Annotated in this window: 18 protein-coding genes and 1 pseudogene; 18 read left to right on the forward strand and 1 reads right to left on the reverse strand. The window is 41.3% G+C overall.

Features of this window, described 5'->3' with window-relative positions; translation table 11 throughout:
• The first annotated feature begins 169 nt into the window (after nucleotides 1–169).
• The 9 genes and pseudogenes from C8R30_RS15740 to C8R30_RS11870 all read left to right on the forward strand — a co-directional run bounded on the left by C8R30_RS15740 (nucleotide 170) and on the right by C8R30_RS11870 (nucleotide 10,396).
• Entirely contained in the window at nucleotides 170–355 is a 186-nt protein-coding gene (locus tag C8R30_RS15740; protein WP_143068245.1) for a hypothetical protein, read from the forward strand.
• 290 nt (nucleotides 356–645) lie between these two features.
• The gene (locus tag C8R30_RS11840) at nucleotides 646–1,623 is read left to right on the forward strand and encodes a nuclease-related domain-containing protein (RefSeq protein WP_090671686.1); all 978 of its coding nucleotides are present in this window, start codon (nucleotides 646–648) and stop codon (nucleotides 1,621–1,623) included.
• 315 nt (nucleotides 1,624–1,938) lie between these two features.
• Nucleotides 1,939–3,168 (forward strand): endonuclease domain-containing protein, encoded by a 1,230-nt coding sequence (locus tag C8R30_RS11845; RefSeq protein ID WP_090671689.1) that lies wholly within the window; start codon nucleotides 1,939–1,941, stop codon nucleotides 3,166–3,168.
• Nucleotides 3,169–3,177: 9 nt separating this feature from the next.
• Nucleotides 3,178–4,239: a hypothetical protein gene (locus C8R30_RS11850; protein ID WP_107790192.1), complete on the forward strand. Its 1,062-nt coding sequence runs from the start codon at nucleotides 3,178–3,180 to the stop codon at nucleotides 4,237–4,239.
• Nucleotide 4,240: 1 nt separating this feature from the next.
• Entirely contained in the window at nucleotides 4,241–7,393 is a 3,153-nt protein-coding gene (locus C8R30_RS11855; protein ID WP_107790193.1) for an AAA family ATPase, read from the forward strand.
• Nucleotides 7,394–7,895: 502 nt separating this feature from the next.
• Nucleotides 7,896–8,016: pseudogene (locus C8R30_RS16440) on the forward strand (IS5/IS1182 family transposase); the annotation flags it as partial.
• A gap of 255 nt (nucleotides 8,017–8,271) precedes the next feature.
• Entirely contained in the window at nucleotides 8,272–8,436 is a 165-nt protein-coding gene (locus C8R30_RS15945; protein ID WP_177182367.1) for a hypothetical protein, read from the forward strand.
• 110 nt (nucleotides 8,437–8,546) lie between these two features.
• On the forward strand, nucleotides 8,547–9,017 hold the full coding sequence (locus C8R30_RS16205; protein ID WP_218143485.1) for a hypothetical protein: 471 nt from the start codon (nucleotides 8,547–8,549) through the stop codon (nucleotides 9,015–9,017).
• Nucleotides 9,018–9,337: 320 nt separating this feature from the next.
• A complete protein-coding gene (locus tag C8R30_RS11870; RefSeq protein ID WP_218143486.1) occupies nucleotides 9,338–10,396 on the forward strand; it encodes a toll/interleukin-1 receptor domain-containing protein in 1,059 nt (352 codons plus the stop codon).
• A gap of 206 nt (nucleotides 10,397–10,602) precedes the next feature.
• Here the strand turns inward: C8R30_RS11870 and C8R30_RS11880 are convergent, their stop codons facing one another.
• A complete protein-coding gene (locus C8R30_RS11880; RefSeq protein ID WP_090671698.1) occupies nucleotides 10,603–11,472 on the reverse strand; it encodes an SIR2 family protein in 870 nt (289 codons plus the stop codon).
• 437 nt (nucleotides 11,473–11,909) lie between these two features.
• Here C8R30_RS11880 and C8R30_RS11885 point away from each other — a divergent pair, with 437 nt between their 5' ends.
• The 9 genes from C8R30_RS11885 to C8R30_RS11915 all read left to right on the forward strand — a co-directional run bounded on the left by C8R30_RS11885 (nucleotide 11,910) and on the right by C8R30_RS11915 (nucleotide 18,356).
• Nucleotides 11,910–12,308: a hypothetical protein gene (locus C8R30_RS11885; protein ID WP_090671701.1), complete on the forward strand. Its 399-nt coding sequence runs from the start codon at nucleotides 11,910–11,912 to the stop codon at nucleotides 12,306–12,308.
• Between the two features lie 138 nt (nucleotides 12,309–12,446).
• Entirely contained in the window at nucleotides 12,447–12,803 is a 357-nt protein-coding gene (locus C8R30_RS11890) for a hypothetical protein (protein WP_090671704.1), read from the forward strand.
• A 78-nt stretch (nucleotides 12,804–12,881) separates the two neighbouring features.
• Nucleotides 12,882–13,412, forward strand: coding sequence for a hypothetical protein (locus tag C8R30_RS11895; RefSeq protein ID WP_090671707.1), 531 nt, complete (start codon nucleotides 12,882–12,884; stop codon nucleotides 13,410–13,412).
• Between the two features lie 217 nt (nucleotides 13,413–13,629).
• Nucleotides 13,630–13,800, forward strand: coding sequence for a hypothetical protein (locus tag C8R30_RS15950; protein ID WP_177182368.1), 171 nt, complete (start codon nucleotides 13,630–13,632; stop codon nucleotides 13,798–13,800).
• A gap of 13 nt (nucleotides 13,801–13,813) precedes the next feature.
• The gene (locus C8R30_RS15955) at nucleotides 13,814–13,963 is read left to right on the forward strand and encodes a hypothetical protein (protein WP_177182369.1); all 150 of its coding nucleotides are present in this window, start codon (nucleotides 13,814–13,816) and stop codon (nucleotides 13,961–13,963) included.
• A gap of 224 nt (nucleotides 13,964–14,187) precedes the next feature.
• Nucleotides 14,188–14,607 (forward strand): antirestriction protein, encoded by a 420-nt coding sequence (locus C8R30_RS11900; protein WP_090671710.1) that lies wholly within the window; start codon nucleotides 14,188–14,190, stop codon nucleotides 14,605–14,607.
• 438 nt (nucleotides 14,608–15,045) lie between these two features.
• On the forward strand, nucleotides 15,046–16,767 hold the full coding sequence (locus C8R30_RS11905; protein WP_107790195.1) for a toll/interleukin-1 receptor domain-containing protein: 1,722 nt from the start codon (nucleotides 15,046–15,048) through the stop codon (nucleotides 16,765–16,767).
• Between the two features lie 366 nt (nucleotides 16,768–17,133).
• Nucleotides 17,134–17,424: a hypothetical protein gene (locus tag C8R30_RS11910; protein WP_143068246.1), complete on the forward strand. Its 291-nt coding sequence runs from the start codon at nucleotides 17,134–17,136 to the stop codon at nucleotides 17,422–17,424.
• 68 nt (nucleotides 17,425–17,492) lie between these two features.
• Nucleotides 17,493–18,356 (forward strand): hypothetical protein, encoded by an 864-nt coding sequence (locus C8R30_RS11915; RefSeq protein ID WP_143068247.1) that lies wholly within the window; start codon nucleotides 17,493–17,495, stop codon nucleotides 18,354–18,356.
• Nucleotides 18,357–18,384 lie beyond the last annotated feature (28 nt).

Genomic DNA, 18,384 nt, shown 5'->3' on the forward strand with positions numbered 1-18,384 from the left:
ACGTCAAAAATGAAAACCCATACTAATCCTTTACAACCAAAGATTCACCATGGAGCATGTCTGAAAAAGATCCGTATATTTGCAATCAACCAAATATTCTGAAACATATCGCCCCACCGAATGCTGAAGCAATCTCGACTAACATTAATTAAGCCAAAATCAGAATCTAATGGGTAAGAAAGAAGCTAGACGATTAAGTTTTATTAAGGAACACCCTTTATGTTGTTTTTGCGGTGGTACAGCAAGTGCTGAAGAAATGGATCAAAACAATGCTACAGAGCCTATACCATACGTAGATAGCGCGTACGCAATAGCCAATCCACCGAATAGAATATTTGGTTTACCTACAGATTGAGTGATCGAACTATCCATTACCCCTGCTCTTAGTAAGCCACCCAAACATTTCCATAAATATAAACTTCTTCATCTTTGTGTCGATATAAGTATCAATGTTGGCATATAAACCTGATTAAACGTCTTTTTTGATTAGAAAATTATCAGCAGCAACATTGCTGGAATTAATGCCAGGAATAACAAGGTGGTAAATTTCATAGGCGATAAGTCTTGCTGGGAAAATATAAAAACATACAAAAGACTATATCGACAGGCAGCTTGTGATAATAAATTTAATTCATTAAAAATAACATGATAATCAAAGAAGCGGATTCAAGAGAAGAAGATCTCAATACACTTGAAATCCTTTTAAACCATCCACAGGCAAGCTTTGAAACAAAAAAATTAATCGATCGAGAGATTAAGAATATTAGATCAGGCATCAAAGGCGAGGAAGAAGCTGCCTATGAAATGCGCATGCGTTTTAAAGACAATAAAAATTGGTATGTGATACATGACTTAAGAATTGAAGTGGATGGCTTAGTCGCCCAAATTGATCACGTACTTATCAATAGATTCATGGAAATGTTTATTTGCGAGAGCAAAAGATTTTTTGAAGGTATTGCCATCAACGAACAAATGGAATTCTCCGCTTTCTATGGTGGCAAACCTTATGGCATTCCGTCGCCGATCGAACAAAATAAAAAACATGTAGCAATTTTAAAAAAACTATTTGAATCAGAAGCTGTTGAATTACCTAAAAGGTTAGGCCTGAGTATTAAACCAAAGTATATAACTAATGTTCTGGTTTCAAAGAATGCCAGAATATCGAGACCTAACATAAAATCGCACGAACTCGAAAGCATCGTAAAGACAGATCAGTTTATCAGTCATATCGGAAAGCTAATTGAAAATGATAATAACCCGCTAGCTATAGTAAAACTGGTAGGTGCTGATACGGTAGAAAAGCTGGCCAGAGATTTGGTTAATCAACACAGACCTATAAAATTCAATTGGGCTGCAAGATTCGGCTTGTCCGATTTATCAGGCGTCGCTGATTCAACGCCAACAAAAGCGTATCGTTCAGAGCAGAAGGCGGCGAGCCCACAAATTGAAGCTAATGAAGACAGCCCAAAGAAAAAGCTTATTTGCCATTCATGTGGAACGAAAATCTCATACAAAGAAGGGGTTTTTTGTTGGAATAACACTAAAAAGTTCGGAGGATATGCGTATTGCCTTGATTGTCAGAAAAGTGAGCAATTTAGCGCGAAAGCTTTAGCAATTCAATGAATCGCCCCGGGTTTGAACTACTCATCATACATTGACATGCAAAACCCATTTAAAAGTGATGTCGAACATCTGGGAGTCAGATCAAAGTTGGGCCGATTCAATTAACATCAAAAAGTACCGCAATTTCGATGCTTCGCTTTACACTTTACTACAGATTTTTATCACTTGCCTATTTTAAGAAAATCACATTGCAACAATTATTTACGAACATGAACAACAATTCAAGTTTCTTTCAGATCATCAACCAGTTGATTTCATAGGAAATATAGCCGGATAGTTGTTGTTGTTTTCTATACTAATAGCGGAAAAGATTAAATGTTGGAACACAGTGTTAATATCGAACAGACTAAACCACAAAGTTCTCTACAATCCTATCTCGATATTCAATCACATTGGCGTAACCAAGGTATCCCTACGCTAACTGTTCTAAGCGGTTCCTTCAATGACACTCAGAAGCTATGGTGTCAATGGATACAGGGTGAAGGCAGGGATACTGCAATTTGGTCTCCAAGTATGCCTAAATCACTTTCAATCAGCTGGCTAGATAAGTTACTTGCCGCCCCCAAACTGCGCCATCAGCTTTTATCTTATCTAGCAGCAGTCAATGAGTGTTCAATAGAGCAAATTCATTTTACATTGTTGAGTAAGTCAAATTATGAATTAGAAATATTTCAACAGCAGTTATCTGTGGAAATTTCCAGCCAAGGTTCATTGCTTCTAAGTTGGTTTTTGAAACAAATTTCCATATCTCGAAAGTTAACATCTAGCTTAGTATCCGATTTAGCGCTAATTATGAAATTAGAAGATGATCAGAATTTGGCTCAAGGGATCATGGCTTTTGCAGAATTATTATCTACAGATATTTTACCTGGCTTATTAATAGAAATTACTGATGATGAATTATTGCTGTCACCTTTAATTCGAACATTGGTACAAATTGCAGAGTCCTTACCTAGTATTCCGATCGCACTGTCAATTACGCCCACAAACTTTGAGAATCATTGTAAAAAAGCCCCTGAATCAAGAATTAAAGCAATGTTACGTCATGGAATGATCGAAGTGCATCCAGATAAAAGTTTACACTGCACTTTGCCTGAAGAAGTAGATCGTGTTTTACGACAATATGATGCACCGGCACAAATGATTGATGAAGCAAAGTCATTGTTTCAACTGATTAAAGAAAAAGGCAATGATTATTCCCTCGCCCGCAGTCAAGCTGAGCTATTTCTATTCCACGTCCTAGAGTTGGTGCCGGAGACACGAGGCGTTTTTCAGTTGAATGCCAGAATGCCATTTCCATTTGGCAATCGGCCGATGGAAATTGATCTATTCGCCATTTCTGATCAAATAGCTCTAGAAATAGATGGTTATTATCACTTTCAGGAACCAGAATCCTGGCGCCGAGATCGTCGAAAGGATTTTATATTACAAATGCATGGCATACTTGTTTTACGCTTTTTGGCAGAAGATGTTGTTTCTATGCTTGAAGGAATTCTTGATTCTGTTCACCAAGCGTTACAGTATCGACGTGGAAAATCAAATTAGAGATTAATAATGATTAAATTAAAAAATATAACACTTCAAGATCTTATTTTGATTCGATTCCTAGCTTCACCAGCTGATGGGTTAGTAGTCAGTGAATTAAAAAAATCTTTGGAGCATTTTTTCTTCAACCCACCTTCAAGTGATGAATGGTTACAAGAATTGAAGCAATTAAATGAGTGTGGTGCTTTACAAGAAATCGGTAAGTCACGATTTCAAATTACACCTGAGGGACGAAAGCCAGCACTTCAGATATTAGGCCTACATTCTCTACCACCAACAACGCGCTGGCCGACATTAAAGAATTGCTATCTGATTGCTTCTGTACTGGGACTGCCCGCGCCTGTAAATGATCGAGATTGTCAATGTATTGCTAGCGCTGATGGCCTCCGAGCAAGCATTTTGGCAAATGCCTACCAATTATCTACAGGTGCTTACACTTCTTTGATCAAAGCACGAGATAGCTTACTTTGGCAACAATTGACCGACACTACAGTAACTGCAAATTTGCAAAAAAAAATGTCAACTTCTAATGACAGATATACCAAGCCTTTTACACAAGGTTCAATTATTACGTTGCTGCTGAACAATCTATTGGGTGCAGAGCGTGAATTGCCTTGGGAATCTGCCCTGAAACAACTGGTAGCAAAAGCAGTGAGTGCACGACGCACTGATCTAGAAGAACTTCGTTTGGCTATTCTGAAAGCAGCCATAGTAAAGCCATCGGCTACCGAGCAAAACCCAAAGCTTGAGCTACAAGTACCCTCAATCCATTCGCTAAACCTGGAAAATTTTGCTGCTCAGGTAATGCAATCCGCCAAACGGTGTCAGACAGGCAGGTTTGGCGATAACAAGATATTTATCTCGCATGTCTGGCGACAAATGGAACTTGATGGTAAGCAGTTTGGACTGGATGTAAACCAGTTCAAGCATTATCTTGCGCTTGCTAATAATAAAGGACTAATTAGCCTGATCCATGCAGATCTGACCTATGCCATGAATCAGGAAGAGGTTTCAGCATCAGAAACACCCTATCTAAATGCAATCTTCCATTTCATAAGTTTGGGGTCATAAAATGTCTGATATTGAACAAGACATGCGTTTAAAGATTTTCTGCTCACGCGTAAAGGAAGATGTTTTTCAGGCTATTACCTATCACAATCAGGTTTGGCAACCCGATCCCTATGACATAGAAAGCATTCATCAGGAAAGTCATGATTGCTTTGAGCGTTTGCTGAATCGCATCAATATCCTGGAATCAACTGATTCCGGTCGAATTATGTTACTACTAGGAGAATCTGGGGCAGGCAAAACGCATCTCATGCGTGCATTTCGTAATTTTACGCATGAGAAAGCTTTAGGCTATTTTGCTTATATGCAAATGACTTCTTCATTTTCAAATTATGCCAGCTATGCTCTTCGCTACACCATAGATTCATTCGATAAACCCTATTTTGAGTCGAACGGAAATATGACAGGGTTAAGGCGTTTATCCAACGCATTAATCGAAGGACGAAATATTGTTTCACAAAGTGACATCGACCAGTTACGCAATAGTGTATTAAATCGGAATGAACTTACTGATTTGGTTTATAAAATTGCTGATGACATCCTAAACAAGGAAAGAGAAAGACTTCATGGGGTGGATCTTGATCTGATTCGTATACTACTCTATTTGCAGAATAATGATCCAGCAACTCATTTCAGAGTTAGCAAATATCTTCGTTGTGAAGATTTGTCTGAATATGATTGTAAGATACTTGGAGATATTAAACCAAGAATACAGGAAGAAGATCCGCAACGCTTATTGCAGGCACTGGCGCATTTGATAATGGCAACCGATTCAGGTGCTTTTATTATCTGCCTCGACCAATTGGAAGACATCCATCCTGCAGATGAAGCTGAAGTTAAATTCCGTCGCGCCATGCAAGCGATGATTATGTTGGCACAAATACCCAATGTGATTGTTGTGCTTGCTTGCCTGGGAGATATTTATGAAGTGCTTAGAAATAGTTTACCGACACCTCAGCTTGCTCGGATTGAACACGATCCTGATAAGATATTTTTAAAAGCATCACGCAATGAAACAGAAATACAAAAATTAATCAGTATACGTTTGCAAGACCTTTACGATAATAAACAGATTGATACCAACCCTGATGAACCTATCTATCCGTTTCAAAATGGAACACCCGCTTTGTTAGCAGGAATGAGCACCCGGCAAATTCTCGAATGGTGTCGTCAGCAACGTGAACATTCCATTCGAACTGGTAAATTACCGCAATTGCCTGACAATACGAATCCATTACCAATTCCAAACCCGCAACCAATACCATCTACTTTACCGTTGAGCCAATTATGGAATGATTACATTACTAGCCCACATTCAGTCCCAGAAAATGAGAGTGAGATGTTGCAATTGCTCAGACGGGCTATTGAACATTGCACCGCAGAATTAAATAACTCTTACAAATTTAATATCGTACAACGGGAAAATTTTCTGGATATCGATATTGAGGATATAGAAGGAAATATCAAACAACATACAACAGTAGGTTTTTGTCAGAGACCACCACAAGGCGGAGCCCTAGCAAGACAGATTGATAAGCTGCAAACGATGGCTGATAAGCGTGCAGCAATTGCAATCCGCTCTGTTGAATTTCCCTCCGACCCTAAGACCAAAATTGCCATACGATTGGGTGAATTTGTAGCAAAAGGGGGCAAAAAGGTGATGATCTCGGATTCCGATTGGCGCTTGATGGTAGCGCTGGAATCTTTTCGAAAGCAGTATGAACAGCAACCTGAATTTATGCATTGGCTACAAGACGAACGCCCATTGCTCAGTCTGCCTTCATTTCAACAAATTTTAGAACTTGAATATATTCCAGAATTGGAACCACCTATAGTTGAACCTGAGCCTTCTGATTTCTCCCGAATGAAAATAGGTATGCATCAGGGTTATCAACCATCTCCTTATGAGATTGAAATTTCTCAACTCGTGCGTCATGCTACTTTTCTCGGCAGCCCCGGTAGTGGCAAAACGACATTGGCTTTGAATATTATTGAACAATTGTTGTTGCAAGGTATTCCTGCAATTTTGCTTGATCGGAAAGGTGATCTTTGTAGTTATGCGAAAGATGAAGCATGGCGCAGTCCCCTATCGGACTCGATACGCGAACAGATGCGTAAGAATTTACAAGACAAAGTTGAGGTTACTGTTTATACACCAGGGGCTATAGAAGGACAAGGTCGTGCACTGAGTATTCCCATCGTGCCCAATGGATTAGGTAATTTACCGTCAGGAGAGCGTGAGCAATTAGCTAATCATGCTGCCTTCTCGCTGGGAAGAATCATGGGCTATAAGGATCATGGTCAAGATAAATCACGTATTATCATTCTTGGACAAGCAATTTCGATTTTGAGTGAATTAAACAAAGATCAAGCGTTAACACTCAATAATTTATTAGATTTCATCGATAAGGAAGATCCGCGATTGCTCAACGCGATTGGGAAGCTCGAAACTAAATTATTTAAAAAACTGGTTCAAGATTTACAAACGTTAGCATTAGGACATGGCAATCTGTTTGCTCAATCAGGAGAACTATTGAGCACAGAAAGTCTATTTGGCCGTTCATCTGATAACAAAACAAAAACAAACAAAACCCGCTTAAGTATTATCAGTACTGCTTATTTAGGTAATAACGAAAATGTCTTATTTTGGGTATCACAACTATTGTTGGACATAGGACGTTTTGCTGCAAAATCACCGAGTGATAAATTGCAGGGCGTCATTCTGTTTGATGAAGCTGATCTTTATTTGCCCGCTCAATCCAAACCAGCTACAAAAGAGCCACTGGAAAGTTTGCTTAAGCGTGCTCGCTCAGCTGGTATCGGATTAATGCTTGCAACACAGAGTCCAGGTGATTTAGATTATAAATCGCGTGATCAGATTTCTTCTTGGTTTATTGGTTGTGTTAAAGAAAAAACTGCACTTGATAAATTGCGACCAATGTTAAGTGAGGCGAAAACGGATGTCACCAATAAGTTGGCTAGTCAGTCAACAGGGGAATTTTATGCCATCCATAATGGGGAAGTGAATAATATTAAAGCAGATCTTTCTCTTGTACAGGCAAAACAAGTGCCAGCAGATGAAATATTGAGGCTGGCGAGCAGGGGAAGAGAGAATAGAATTACAACATTTTTCCAAAATTTCTTTCGAAGCTCTTGATTTATGAAGCTGTATTGAAAGGAATCATACACATTTAGCCTCAGTCAGCCTTAGCATTGAGATATGTACTATTTTTAAGCACAGAAGGTCCAAGAATTTTATGAATCTTAGACAATTGGCTGAAGTTTATAAATTAGGCAAAAGTTTGCTCCACAATCCGACGTTTAGGTAAAACTTCGAAGACATTCTGGATGCACTCAGATAGAGCTATAGTCAAATTTCATAAGCCAACTCTTCCAGTTAGCGACAATATGTCATTTTATATTTCGCCGATAGAATATTTCCTATTTTTTCCAGCGACCGGCAATGATTGAACCTATCGGTTCATCAACAACATTTACATCACCATCTACTGTAATCAGAATGAAATTGGCAGATTTAGCAACTTCGTCTATTTATTCCAATTGCAAAAATCATCAAAACAACCTAACTCAACAACAACCAAGCGTGGACATTAAGCAACAAATGGTTCAGGATTTTCAAAGCGTTGTCCATTGATCCGGATTGTGAATGGGAATTTATTGATGGAAGCTATGTTAAAGCACATCAGCATAGTGCGGGAGCAGCCAGTCAAGAATCGCAGGCTGAGGGTCAAAAGCCGTGCAGGCAATACCACAACGATAACTGAGGTATATCGAGACTGGCTGTATGATATGTTACTCGAAACAATGAAGAGTAACCCTATCCGTATCGGTTTCGTGAAAACAAAAGAATTTAATAAAAGAATTGAAAGGGAGTGGGAGTCTTAATAATACAGGAATTCATTCGGATAAACTTCCATAAGATGGGTTTGTAGCAAATGTCACAAGCTTACGTTGTTTCAATTTTTCGTTAATTTAATGTGCTTATATGCTATTCAGATTTTAGGGTAAAAGAAAATGAGCAATCAAGAACAAGAACAAAAGCAAGAGCAAGTGTGTACCGCCTGTGGTGGTACAAGAATTAACAAAGCTAATCTGCAAGATTTAAATGAAAACGAGCAAATACAGTGCTCTCCTATAGAATGTCAACACTGCAAAGGTAGTGGGAAAGAACCAAATTAGCAGAAATCAATAAAAGAGAAATTAAAATTTAGTAAACATTATCAATGTACTACATACCACAAATGCTTTTGTAGCATAGCTATTTAAGAATAAGGAAATAAGGAGAAGTTATGCATTTACAGTTGGGATTTTTAGCTTTTCTGTTTGCCAGCAACCTCTTTGCATGGTCAACAGAAACCTCCGATGACATTTGGCGCAGTGGATGGGGTCAAGGGGTGTCAGAGGCAGAAGTTACACGTGGATCTGGTAATAAAATTTATGTGGCCTGCCTGAGCGGCAGAGAGTGGCCTCTTGATATGGGTAGTTCAATTAGTTTCATGCTCGCTGGTGACGGTCCAAAACCAAATTCAGAACTGCTGATTATTTTTGACAAGAAACACCCAGAAAGCTTTAGTGTGGACAAACATGGAAAGATCACTTCTGATTGTCGTGCTTGCGCTGCCAACTTTGACTACCTTATTGAGCAGCTCAAAAAACATTCTAGTATTTACGTCCGCTTCTCGGACGGTCGAGAATCAACCTTTACACTTAAGGGATCTGCTAAAGCAATTGGTGAATGCCCATCCGCTTGGTCACAGTAATGTTCGGTTTAGTTTAATTTAACTACTTTAAACTAAAAAATTAGTTCTGAAACCTAACTAAAATCTTAACTATCCAGTTACCAGATTTACCTGGTGAGCCAAACATATACATCTCATTGCTCTATAAAGGGTATTCCGGTAATGCCTGCCGATTGATGCTTGCGCCGACGCACTTATATCGCAAGCACAGCACTCGAATTTACTAAACCTCTTTAACGGCGCCAAATTAGCAGTTAACCCTCGAAAGCATTTCCTATAGCTCGACTCATTCTGCCAAGCTTCCAATGTAACCAGAGCAGTTAACTGGATTCTTTCTAATTGTGCATTTTTATGGCACGATTACGGTTAATGCATTCGAAGGGATGCATCATTCATTAAATTATCAAAATATGATTCGAGTTTTCTTTTCCTACTCACACATTGATGAAAGCTATCGAAACGAGCTCGAAAAGCACTTGATGAGTCTTCAATATCAAGGGATCATCGAGTCGTGGCATGACCGTCGTATTGTTGTGGGAGAGGAATGGGCGAATCGTATTGACGATGAGCTATACAGTGCTGACATCATACTTTTGCTGGTAAGCTCAGATTTCATTGCCTCGCGCTATTGTTATGAGGTGGAAATGATTGAAGCACTCGCTCGTCATGACCGTGGGGAAGCTGTAGTTATTCCAGTTATTCTTCGTTCATGTCATTGGAAAGGTCTACCCTTTGGTAATCTACAGGCAGCTACCAAAGACGGTAAACCAGTCGAAAAGTATTCAAGTTTGGATGATGCGTTCCTTGAAATTACAGAGGGCATTGAAGCGGTCGCAAAGCGTATTTCTGCATCTAGCAAAAAAACGCCTGTAATGACTATCGGTCCATATGCAAAAACTGCTTTCGCCCAAGCTGAACCGGTAAAATCAAATTCACCACGTTCAAGTAATCTAGCTATATCCAAATCATTTTCTGATCACGACCGAGATATTTTTATATCCAATGCCTTCAATTACATAGCCAGTTTATTTGAGAACTCGCTTAATGAAATCAAAGAACGTAATCAAGGAATCAATACACATTTCGAAAGGGTGGATGCTCGCTCATTCGAGGCCACAATTTACCGTAATGGAAGCCAAGTATCAAAATGTGGTATTTGGCTCGGCACTTCCTTTGGTTCAAGAGGGTCATCGTCGATAAGTTATAGCTGTTCGGGGCTTGGAGAAAGAAATAGCCTTAACGAAAGCATGAGTGTGGAGGATAACGGCAATATCCTTGGATTGAAGCCGATGGGAATGAGATTATCGAATCCGCAACGTGCCAAGAAAAGTCTACTTACAAATCAAGGAGCGGCTGAGTATTACTGGTCTATATTCTTTGAGCCAATAAAGGGAGGGTAATACGTATTGTCTTAATTGTCAGAAGAATGGCCAATTTAGTGCTAATGTTTCGGCAGTTTGATGAAATAGTGTTTAGCACAAGACTTCGCGCAAAAGCCACGATTGCTTCATACTGCTCGACATACCGAGCAAAAGTTGTCACAGTAGAAATCTATTATTTGGGCAAAAAATATCTTGCCAGTGTTTATGGCATACTCCAAGAAAAATTAAGCAAAAGGTATTGATATTTCATCAAGTATTTCTTCAATATTTTCATAGTCATCAACAAACCATGGAGTAATTCCTAATTCCATGAGATCCAACTCCCTCATGTATCTAACTTTTCTGAAGTACGGCTTTTCTTTTTTTGATGCACCGGATAACGGATTTCTAAATACTGCAAAATGCTGGTTATTGAACCCATTTTTACGTGAAACGTCGATCAATCTGCGTAGATTAGGATCAGTCAATGATATTCCAATAAATAATGCAGAATGACTAATCAATAAACTTAATTGTGCTAAGTTTGCCCATGAATATGGATCAGAGTAAAGCGCGTTGTAGTCATCTTCCGAGAAAATAATTTTCAAATTAGTAAGCTCATTCTTTGACGCATTTCTTTCTAAAAGACCGTGAGGATGAAGAATTGTTGGCTCATCGTAACTAGCTTTAAATGCTTGCCCCAAAATCGCAACGTTAGGTTCAATAGCATTCTGCAGAAAAGCGTCTTCGATGAGATCATCAAAGTTGAATGTACAGATATTAGATATTCCAGATTTTGCAATTGCATGGACTGTATTTGAGATGCAGTATTCGCTGTTATATAAGCAGTCTCTCACAACTTGATTGAACTCAATTCCTGCTTTTTTTCTCGCATAGCGTGCAGCTTGTATATTGCTATGTCCGTTAATAAGCCCGACGCTAATTTGGTCTTTCTTCCATATCCTTTTCACAACAGCCTGTGTGAGAGCATCCCAACTTGGCAGTCCACACCCAATTGATATGCCAGCCCCAACAAACAGAACTAATCTCTGCTGCCTATTTAAAGTTTTAACTGTTCTAATTTTTCTGATTATGGAAGCTTTAGATTTACTCATATTTGTTTATTAATTCAATACCAGAGGTCTTATTCTGAACCAACCTAGTTTTTCCTGAGGGTTTTTAGTTTGAGCCAAGCTGTATCAGCTGATTACTTTAGTTCGCGATAATATGGTATTTCATATTTTCCAATGAAAAATTTCACATTGAGCCTAGCTACAATTATTCTTGAAACAGTTATTTTATCCATTACGTGTACGTCATAATTTCAAGAAACTCCGATGATTCCAGAAGATTTGGACACTTTACCTACATGTTCAACCACTAAAATATTCAAATTAAAATAACCATTTAGAACCACAACCACAAGAGCCTTCGGCGACGCTATGGGCTCGATAATCTGAAAGCGTCGCAATCCTACAAAGCGCCCTCGGTCATTCATTGGCCCTGGGCGTTTTGCTTTTTCTGTCTTCCATTAACGATAGAAGGTACACCCATGCTCATCCTCAATGATCCTTCCCTGGTAGGTCGCATTGCCGATTCTGATATTCGCAGTCTGGCACAGCAAAGATTCTCGGAGATATGTGGGATCGAACCCTACGACTACGACACCCACGGCTACATGATCGTAGTGGAACCTGGCGATAGCGTCGAAGTCCTGGAGCAGGAAGTCGGCTGGCCCATACTGCGCAATTTCTTCGACGACACACGTTATGGCGAACCGGATTTCTCGCCTTCCTTCGAAGCGCTAGAGGAACATGCCAATTGCTACGAGATGGTTTTCATCTTCAACGATGAAGGCTTTTGCGTCGCTCTGTTTATCCCGAAGCAACCAGGCATCGATGGCGACTTGTTGGCGATGTGTGCCGAATACGCAGCAATCGAACAGCCCTGAATCCCCTCATCCCGCCTCCCCGGGTAGCAGTTTTCCAGCATTCCAGTTTTTCAGTTTCTCCCTCCACCTCCCACCCCTGGTTTCCTGCTGGGAACCCAACGATTTTTCATTTCCGTATCACTTCTATAGGAGACATCAATGGAAACACCTTTGCATTCGCTCGTGGCCGACATTGTAGCTATGCTCGATCCAAGCTTACGGGAAGACTACGAAGAACGCGCAGCCATCATGGAGTACGAGGCCAATCTGGAGCGAGCCCATGCTGAATGCCTAGCGCTAATCGATCTGTTGCGTCGTCATCCCTCAATATTGATCGATGTGACAATCCTGCAGGTTGAATTAGCAGGTGCGATCCAATACTGGCTGACGACCGATCTCGATTCTGCTCGTCAATATCTGGCTGATATCGGCGGTGTAGAGAGGGGCATTCCCGATCTGGCAGCCGTCATCAAGCAGCAATACGGCAATATCGCAGTCCTGACAACCTTCAAGTAATCGGTAGTTGCGGTTCTTACGCCATCTTATATGAAAGCAGCAACCAATCATCAACATCAATATTAAAGGAGTTCCAACATGAAACGCACTCGATCCAATGTGCCCAATCCCGACATACGGATTCTGAAGGTGAGTTCCTGCAGCTCACTTTCCGGTAAATCAACCCTGACCTATCAGGTGGGGTGCAATGCTGAATCCAATATCTGCTTCCGGGTAACAGACAATACTGGCGGTGGGTTCTTCAACGATGAGTGGGTAGCGTTCGATGCCATACAGCAAGCATTCGATAAGCAACCCAAAAGCAGACCCATCGTATCGCATATCTTGCTTGCCCTGTTCGAAGGTCGCTCCCTCAATAGCCCAGCTTTCTTGCTGGCAGTATTGCAAGCGGAAGGATTGGTGAAACCGCTGGGCGATAAAAAACGGGGTTATGAGCGTACCGATCCTGCTGGGTTTATGGCGGAGATCAGAAAGCGCATCAATACGGCTGTTGATAAGAAAGTAGAGGAGGGCAAACAACCCTCTGAATCCACTGTTCAGCCAGCCAAACGCGGTAGGAAAGCTGCCTCTCAATCTTCCACGGAAAACGCTACCGCTCCTACCAACTGAGCGTTGGAGTTAAATTCCGTAGGTGAGTTGACGCTCTAGTGCCTAACACCAAGAAGCACAAGGGTTTTCTGGCTTCGCAATGAAGCAACCCTGCAATACCGAGCCTATACCGATCCCGTTTCAAGATTTTCCTCATCGTGTCTTTCCTGTTTGTTTTCTGTGAGTTCGTTCTTTCCACCTTCATTTGAACCATCAATCTCTAGGAGAAAAATCATCGATGGCAACCACTACCACCCTCGTCATGATCACTTTGCTGTGCCTTTTATTCAGCAGTACCCGGCTGTTTGGTCTCGTCGGTTTAGTTGCACTGATCAAGCTCTACCCCGTGTTTTTCATCGTGATGCTCGTTCTGGCGGGTGTCATTTTCTATTTCATTCACTACCACTAAAGGAGTCATAACCATGCAATACCAAAACTATCTACTGGATGCGATCAATGAAGTCCTCACCTGGGATATCCCGGATGAAGCCTTGCCGGATGCAGTCATCGCTCAGGCCAGTCTAATGGCGAGAATGAATCCTGAGGAAATCATGCAGCTATCTTCAGACTGATTCCGCCACTTTCAGTCCCGTCTATTGGCTGCATCTGCTTTTTCCCTCCTCCCTACTTCCTCCCAACTTTTTCCATAGCAACCAACACGATATCCACCCACTGTGGAGGCTTTTGCACGTCTGGAGAAAGGGCATCAACGCGGGAGCAGTGCATGTACTTGTGCTGCTCCAATCCTACTATTTTTTATTTTTTTGCTATTTTTTTATGTAAAGAGGAGCTAATCATGAACAGTAATACCATGATCACACGCCAGTTGGTCGACGATGAACAACGTATCGAACAGACTGCCCGGTTGTTTGGCATTCATTTTCCCCTGAGGCTGGAACCCGCTGTGTATGCTTTGGCAGGGAAGCTATCTCCCGATTACAACGGTGGTTACTGGGAGTTCTACACCCTGAGCAATGGTGGCTTCTATATGGCACCGTATGCAGACCAGGATTTCCAGGTGATCTGTCACAATGGCTATGCAGGCGATCTGTCCGCCGATGCCCTGGGAATCACCGTATGCCTCTACGCCTACAGCCATCTGTCGTTTAGCGATATTGCCGGGTTTGCCGAGACGTGCGCCCAGCAGTACCACTGGCTGCGGGAGTACATGCTGGATCACCCGGAAGCGCAGAGCATTCTCGCCGCGATCGACTGACACGGGGGTGGGGGATGCACGGAGCGCTGGAATTCTGGAAACCTGAAATCCGGGACGGTGGAGTGCGATACCAGGTATCAGCGTTCCAGTTTTCCAGTTTTCCAGGTTTCTACCCCTGTCCCCAACCGTCACTCTCACCTCCATGAAGATTGATGCAGTGCATGGCAATGTGGACTGCTCACCGTGCATGAGTGCAGAAATCTGGATTTCTGGAAAACTGGAACTCTACCCAATTCTTCCCACCATGTTTCTGCTATGTGTGGTCCTATATTTCTTTTTCAGGTAGAAAACCCATCAAAAGTAAAAAATAGGCTAATATCTGATTGATACACCGACAACGGTGAGTTACTGGAACCTGTCTTATTACGCATAGAGCATAATGAAGACATTCACTTCAGTGAAGTCAAGAAGGCAGCTTAAAAAGCCGGATTATTTATTATGTTTATTACTGTTCAGTATCCCATACTGGATTACCGCTTCTTTCAATCAAGTCCTGCCCGAACCGAAAGACCTAAATGGCCAGAACCTTCTGCCAAGGAGGTCGTTCGCTATTTCGGGCCAGTGATGAGTCGCAATGCCATTGTCTATGGCCCGTGGGATAGCGAGCAGAAGTATTGCGATGTCCATGGTGTACTTAATTTATGCGGTATGGGCGAATCGCACTTCTTTCATTTACTACATCAGTCACCCTATCAATCCAGAATCCTATTCAGGCGATTTCAATCGGATGGCCGCTTTTCAGTCAAGTTTGATATTGGTTTTAATGATCGCTTTGAAGAGGAAATAACAAAAACAGCTGATGCCCTCGATAAGGAGCAGTTTTATCGACATATCAGCCGCTACCTCCTGTGTCCGCTGAGAGTCAAGGTTGGGGGGAAATTATCTCCCTATTTACCCTTAATTGATGCGGGCAAACATCTGCGCAATGCCTACTTCTGGTCAACCTATAACGGTGCGCCAAAATCATTTAATCCTAGAGACTTAAACTACCAGGTTGAAGATTGCGAACCACAAATCATCATACAAATCGAATCGCATGCATTAAATCTCAAGTTCTTTGAAGAGCAAAAAGTAGAAATGCCTGAACTGGCAGCAGAAGGTGTTCACCTGTATTTTGACTACATGCCCTATCAACAGAACGGCAGCAAATATGAGACAAAGTTGTGGATCATTACCAGCGATGACAGCAAAAACAAACTGCCGGTACTTTCAAAAGACTTTAAAAACTATAGCAGTCCTATTCGTTACTTACGCAAAAACCTCCTGAAGATACATCAGGAAAAAAATGCTGTTAAGAAATTGCTGGAAGTATTAAGCGGTAACGATTCCCGCGATATTGATGCAACAGGAAAAGAAAAAATATTTTATTACTTGCATAAGAAATTATTAAACCTTTCAAAAGTGCATCGTAATGCACAGCCGCAATACAAGCTGGTAGAACTGGCTTTTAAATTGACTGAAGCCTGTCATGGTACAGAAAGCCTGATTGACCAGCTGCAGGGGGTCAATGAGTATCTGGCCTGGATGGAAAAAACAAACGTTCCTGAGAAGCAGCCCATTGTGGACTATTTGAACAGGAACAAAACGCTAATCGATGAATTTATCAGGGGCGGTACGGTTTTCATTTCCTATAACCACGCCGATGCACTCATTGTCAACGACCTTGCCAGAAGACTCAAGGAGACCGGTATCACGGTTATTCTTGACTCGCAGGCAATGTTGGCTGGAGCAGAAATTAAGTCCTTCATCACCAAGAGTATCTTATCCTCACAAGCCATCATTTCCATTGTTTCAGCATCTAGCCTCCTGTCGGGCTGGGTTGGCATGGAAACCATCAACACGCTTGCATATAAAGAATTCTTTCCCAATACCCAATTTATCCCGTGCAATATTGATAATGAGTTTTTCGACGATAACTTTGTGGCTAACTCCGTAACCAAAATTCAAAGCCGCATTGATGAAATTGATGGGATCATTGCAGTACAGAACAAGCAGGGGATAGATTCCCTGAATTTCAATGAAGAAAAAACCCGCTTACACTATCTGAAGAGTAACCTCAGTAACATAGTCGGTCATCTCAAAGGAGGCTTATGCATTGATATCAGCTCCGGAAACCTGGCTATCAATTTTCCGAAAATAGTTGAAGCTATCAGGGCTTAACCTGTACTGAAAACACTGCGCTTACCCAATAGCATCAACACTTGCAAGCAGATAGATAGAGAGATGAAATGTCACGGAGGATGTATCACCGTGATGTTGTCGCATGTGGCTCTTTGAGGAAAGCTGAGAGCAGAACCCAGCTCAGGTTCAGTTGTCGGAAACCTGGATTGCTGTGCATGCGAGTGTCAGTTTTCCAGTTTCCCAGATTTCCACTGCTTCGCCACTTCGTCGGAAAAACCGTATCAATATCGAGGCAGTAGTAACCACTCGACAAATTCATCTTCCTGCATGCTTCAGATTTTATTTTTTTACCTTTAACTACAACTTTGCTTTATCCTTCGACCTAAAACGATCAGGAGCATAGGCATGCTTAGAACAATGTTTTTCGTCTTCTGCATTGGCTTCACATCTGCAGGTCATGCAGACAAACAAAAAGAAGAAACCCGAATCTATCAAACAGATTCGCTCGGCACTATCCAGGCGGATAGACCGCATTTTATCATTCAAAAGGATGGGCGGGTTTTACCTACCGACAGCATCGGCACAAGAGATAGCACCAATCCGAATCAATACCGAATCATCGGTGATCGAATCTATGAGACAGATTCTCTGGGTACGATCAAGCACGATAAATCAATGAAGATCAAACAAGAATAGAGGCCCAACCATAGCATTCAGTGTTGTGGTGATCATCCTGAAAACATTCAATAACATTAATATACAAAATGAATCCACATCAAATTATGCCAGAAGAAGAAATATTCGTTAACCTTGAGCAAGAGAGCTGTACAGTTGATGAAGCTGTAGCCAAAATGCTCGGTTGGCTGCGACCTCCAATACACAGGAGGATTATTAAAGTCACGCCATACGGAGAAATTCCACCTGCTTATTTACCGACGATGCGGCATCTACCAATGCCCCTTGACGAATTGCTAACACAGCAACGAGAAATGACAAGAAGCGAGTTTCTCGATGCATGCGTTATATACAAATCATACGAAGCTATTGAAGAAAAGGAGAAAAAAGTAATCGAATGCGATGAAAGGATAAGGAAAGCTAGCATTTATTTACGTGCAATAAAAAAAGAACTAACAAACAAAACATCGATGCTGGTTATCGATCAGGAGGCAACGGATGAAACTGGTGAACTCCACATAACTCTCGACAGCCTCGATCAATTTGCACGTGAAAAATTTGGCATAGCACTTCTCGATTCTTTAGAGCCTATTAGTTCGACTGAAAACAATCCAAGTACGGCTCAGTCACCCATCCCACCTGATACTCAAACCACTAGAGATAGCCATCAGGATAATAAAAAGCTTTCAAGAATGCAGCAGCAAGAACACGCTGTGTTAGAGATAATTAAAGAACTTGGGCATAACCCGAAATGTTTACCAGTTAACACACCTGGTAAAGCTGGAGTGAAAGCAGAGGTAAGAAAACGCCTAGATGGACATCCATTATTCAAGGGTTCTACAATATTTGAAAAAACATGGGAAAGATTAAGAAGTCGTAAAGAGTTGGTATATGCTGATGAAGTCTCCTTCCCCCAAAAAAATACCATGGGGGATACTTGCGGGGGAGGATAAACTCAGTTTTATTATTCGCATCATTTTC

The sequence above is a fragment of the Nitrosomonas nitrosa genome (assembly GCF_003051105.1).
In the GTDB taxonomy this organism is placed as follows: domain Bacteria; phylum Pseudomonadota; class Gammaproteobacteria; order Burkholderiales; family Nitrosomonadaceae; genus Nitrosomonas; species Nitrosomonas nitrosa.

What these genes read in the sequence shown, in the direction of transcription:
- C8R30_RS16205 (WP_218143485.1), top strand. Translation starts at nt 8,547, where the DNA reads ATGCATTTACAGTTGGGATTTTTAGCTTTTCTGTTTGCCAGCAACCTC.
- C8R30_RS11900 (WP_090671710.1), top strand. Translation starts at nt 14,188, where the DNA reads ATGAACAGTAATACCATGATCACACGCCAGTTGGTCGACGATGAACAA.
- C8R30_RS11890 (WP_090671704.1), top strand. Translation starts at nt 12,447, where the DNA reads ATGGAAACACCTTTGCATTCGCTCGTGGCCGACATTGTAGCTATGCTC.
- C8R30_RS11880 (WP_090671698.1), bottom strand. Translation starts at nt 11,472, where the DNA reads ATGAGTAAATCTAAAGCTTCCATAATCAGAAAAATTAGAACAGTTAAA.
- C8R30_RS15945 (WP_177182367.1), top strand. Translation starts at nt 8,272, where the DNA reads ATGAGCAATCAAGAACAAGAACAAAAGCAAGAGCAAGTGTGTACCGCC.
- C8R30_RS11895 (WP_090671707.1), top strand. Translation starts at nt 12,882, where the DNA reads ATGAAACGCACTCGATCCAATGTGCCCAATCCCGACATACGGATTCTG.
- C8R30_RS11915 (WP_143068247.1), top strand. Translation starts at nt 17,493, where the DNA reads ATGAATCCACATCAAATTATGCCAGAAGAAGAAATATTCGTTAACCTT.
- C8R30_RS11905 (WP_107790195.1), top strand. Translation starts at nt 15,046, where the DNA reads ATGTTTATTACTGTTCAGTATCCCATACTGGATTACCGCTTCTTTCAA.
- C8R30_RS15740 (WP_143068245.1), top strand. Translation starts at nt 170, where the DNA reads ATGGGTAAGAAAGAAGCTAGACGATTAAGTTTTATTAAGGAACACCCT.
- C8R30_RS15950 (WP_177182368.1), top strand. Translation starts at nt 13,630, where the DNA reads ATGGCAACCACTACCACCCTCGTCATGATCACTTTGCTGTGCCTTTTA.
- C8R30_RS11855 (WP_107790193.1), top strand. Translation starts at nt 4,241, where the DNA reads ATGTCTGATATTGAACAAGACATGCGTTTAAAGATTTTCTGCTCACGC.
- C8R30_RS11845 (WP_090671689.1), top strand. Translation starts at nt 1,939, where the DNA reads ATGTTGGAACACAGTGTTAATATCGAACAGACTAAACCACAAAGTTCT.
- C8R30_RS11885 (WP_090671701.1), top strand. Translation starts at nt 11,910, where the DNA reads ATGCTCATCCTCAATGATCCTTCCCTGGTAGGTCGCATTGCCGATTCT.
- C8R30_RS11910 (WP_143068246.1), top strand. Translation starts at nt 17,134, where the DNA reads ATGCTTAGAACAATGTTTTTCGTCTTCTGCATTGGCTTCACATCTGCA.
- C8R30_RS11850 (WP_107790192.1), top strand. Translation starts at nt 3,178, where the DNA reads ATGATTAAATTAAAAAATATAACACTTCAAGATCTTATTTTGATTCGA.
- C8R30_RS15955 (WP_177182369.1), top strand. Translation starts at nt 13,814, where the DNA reads ATGCAATACCAAAACTATCTACTGGATGCGATCAATGAAGTCCTCACC.
- C8R30_RS11840 (WP_090671686.1), top strand. Translation starts at nt 646, where the DNA reads ATGATAATCAAAGAAGCGGATTCAAGAGAAGAAGATCTCAATACACTT.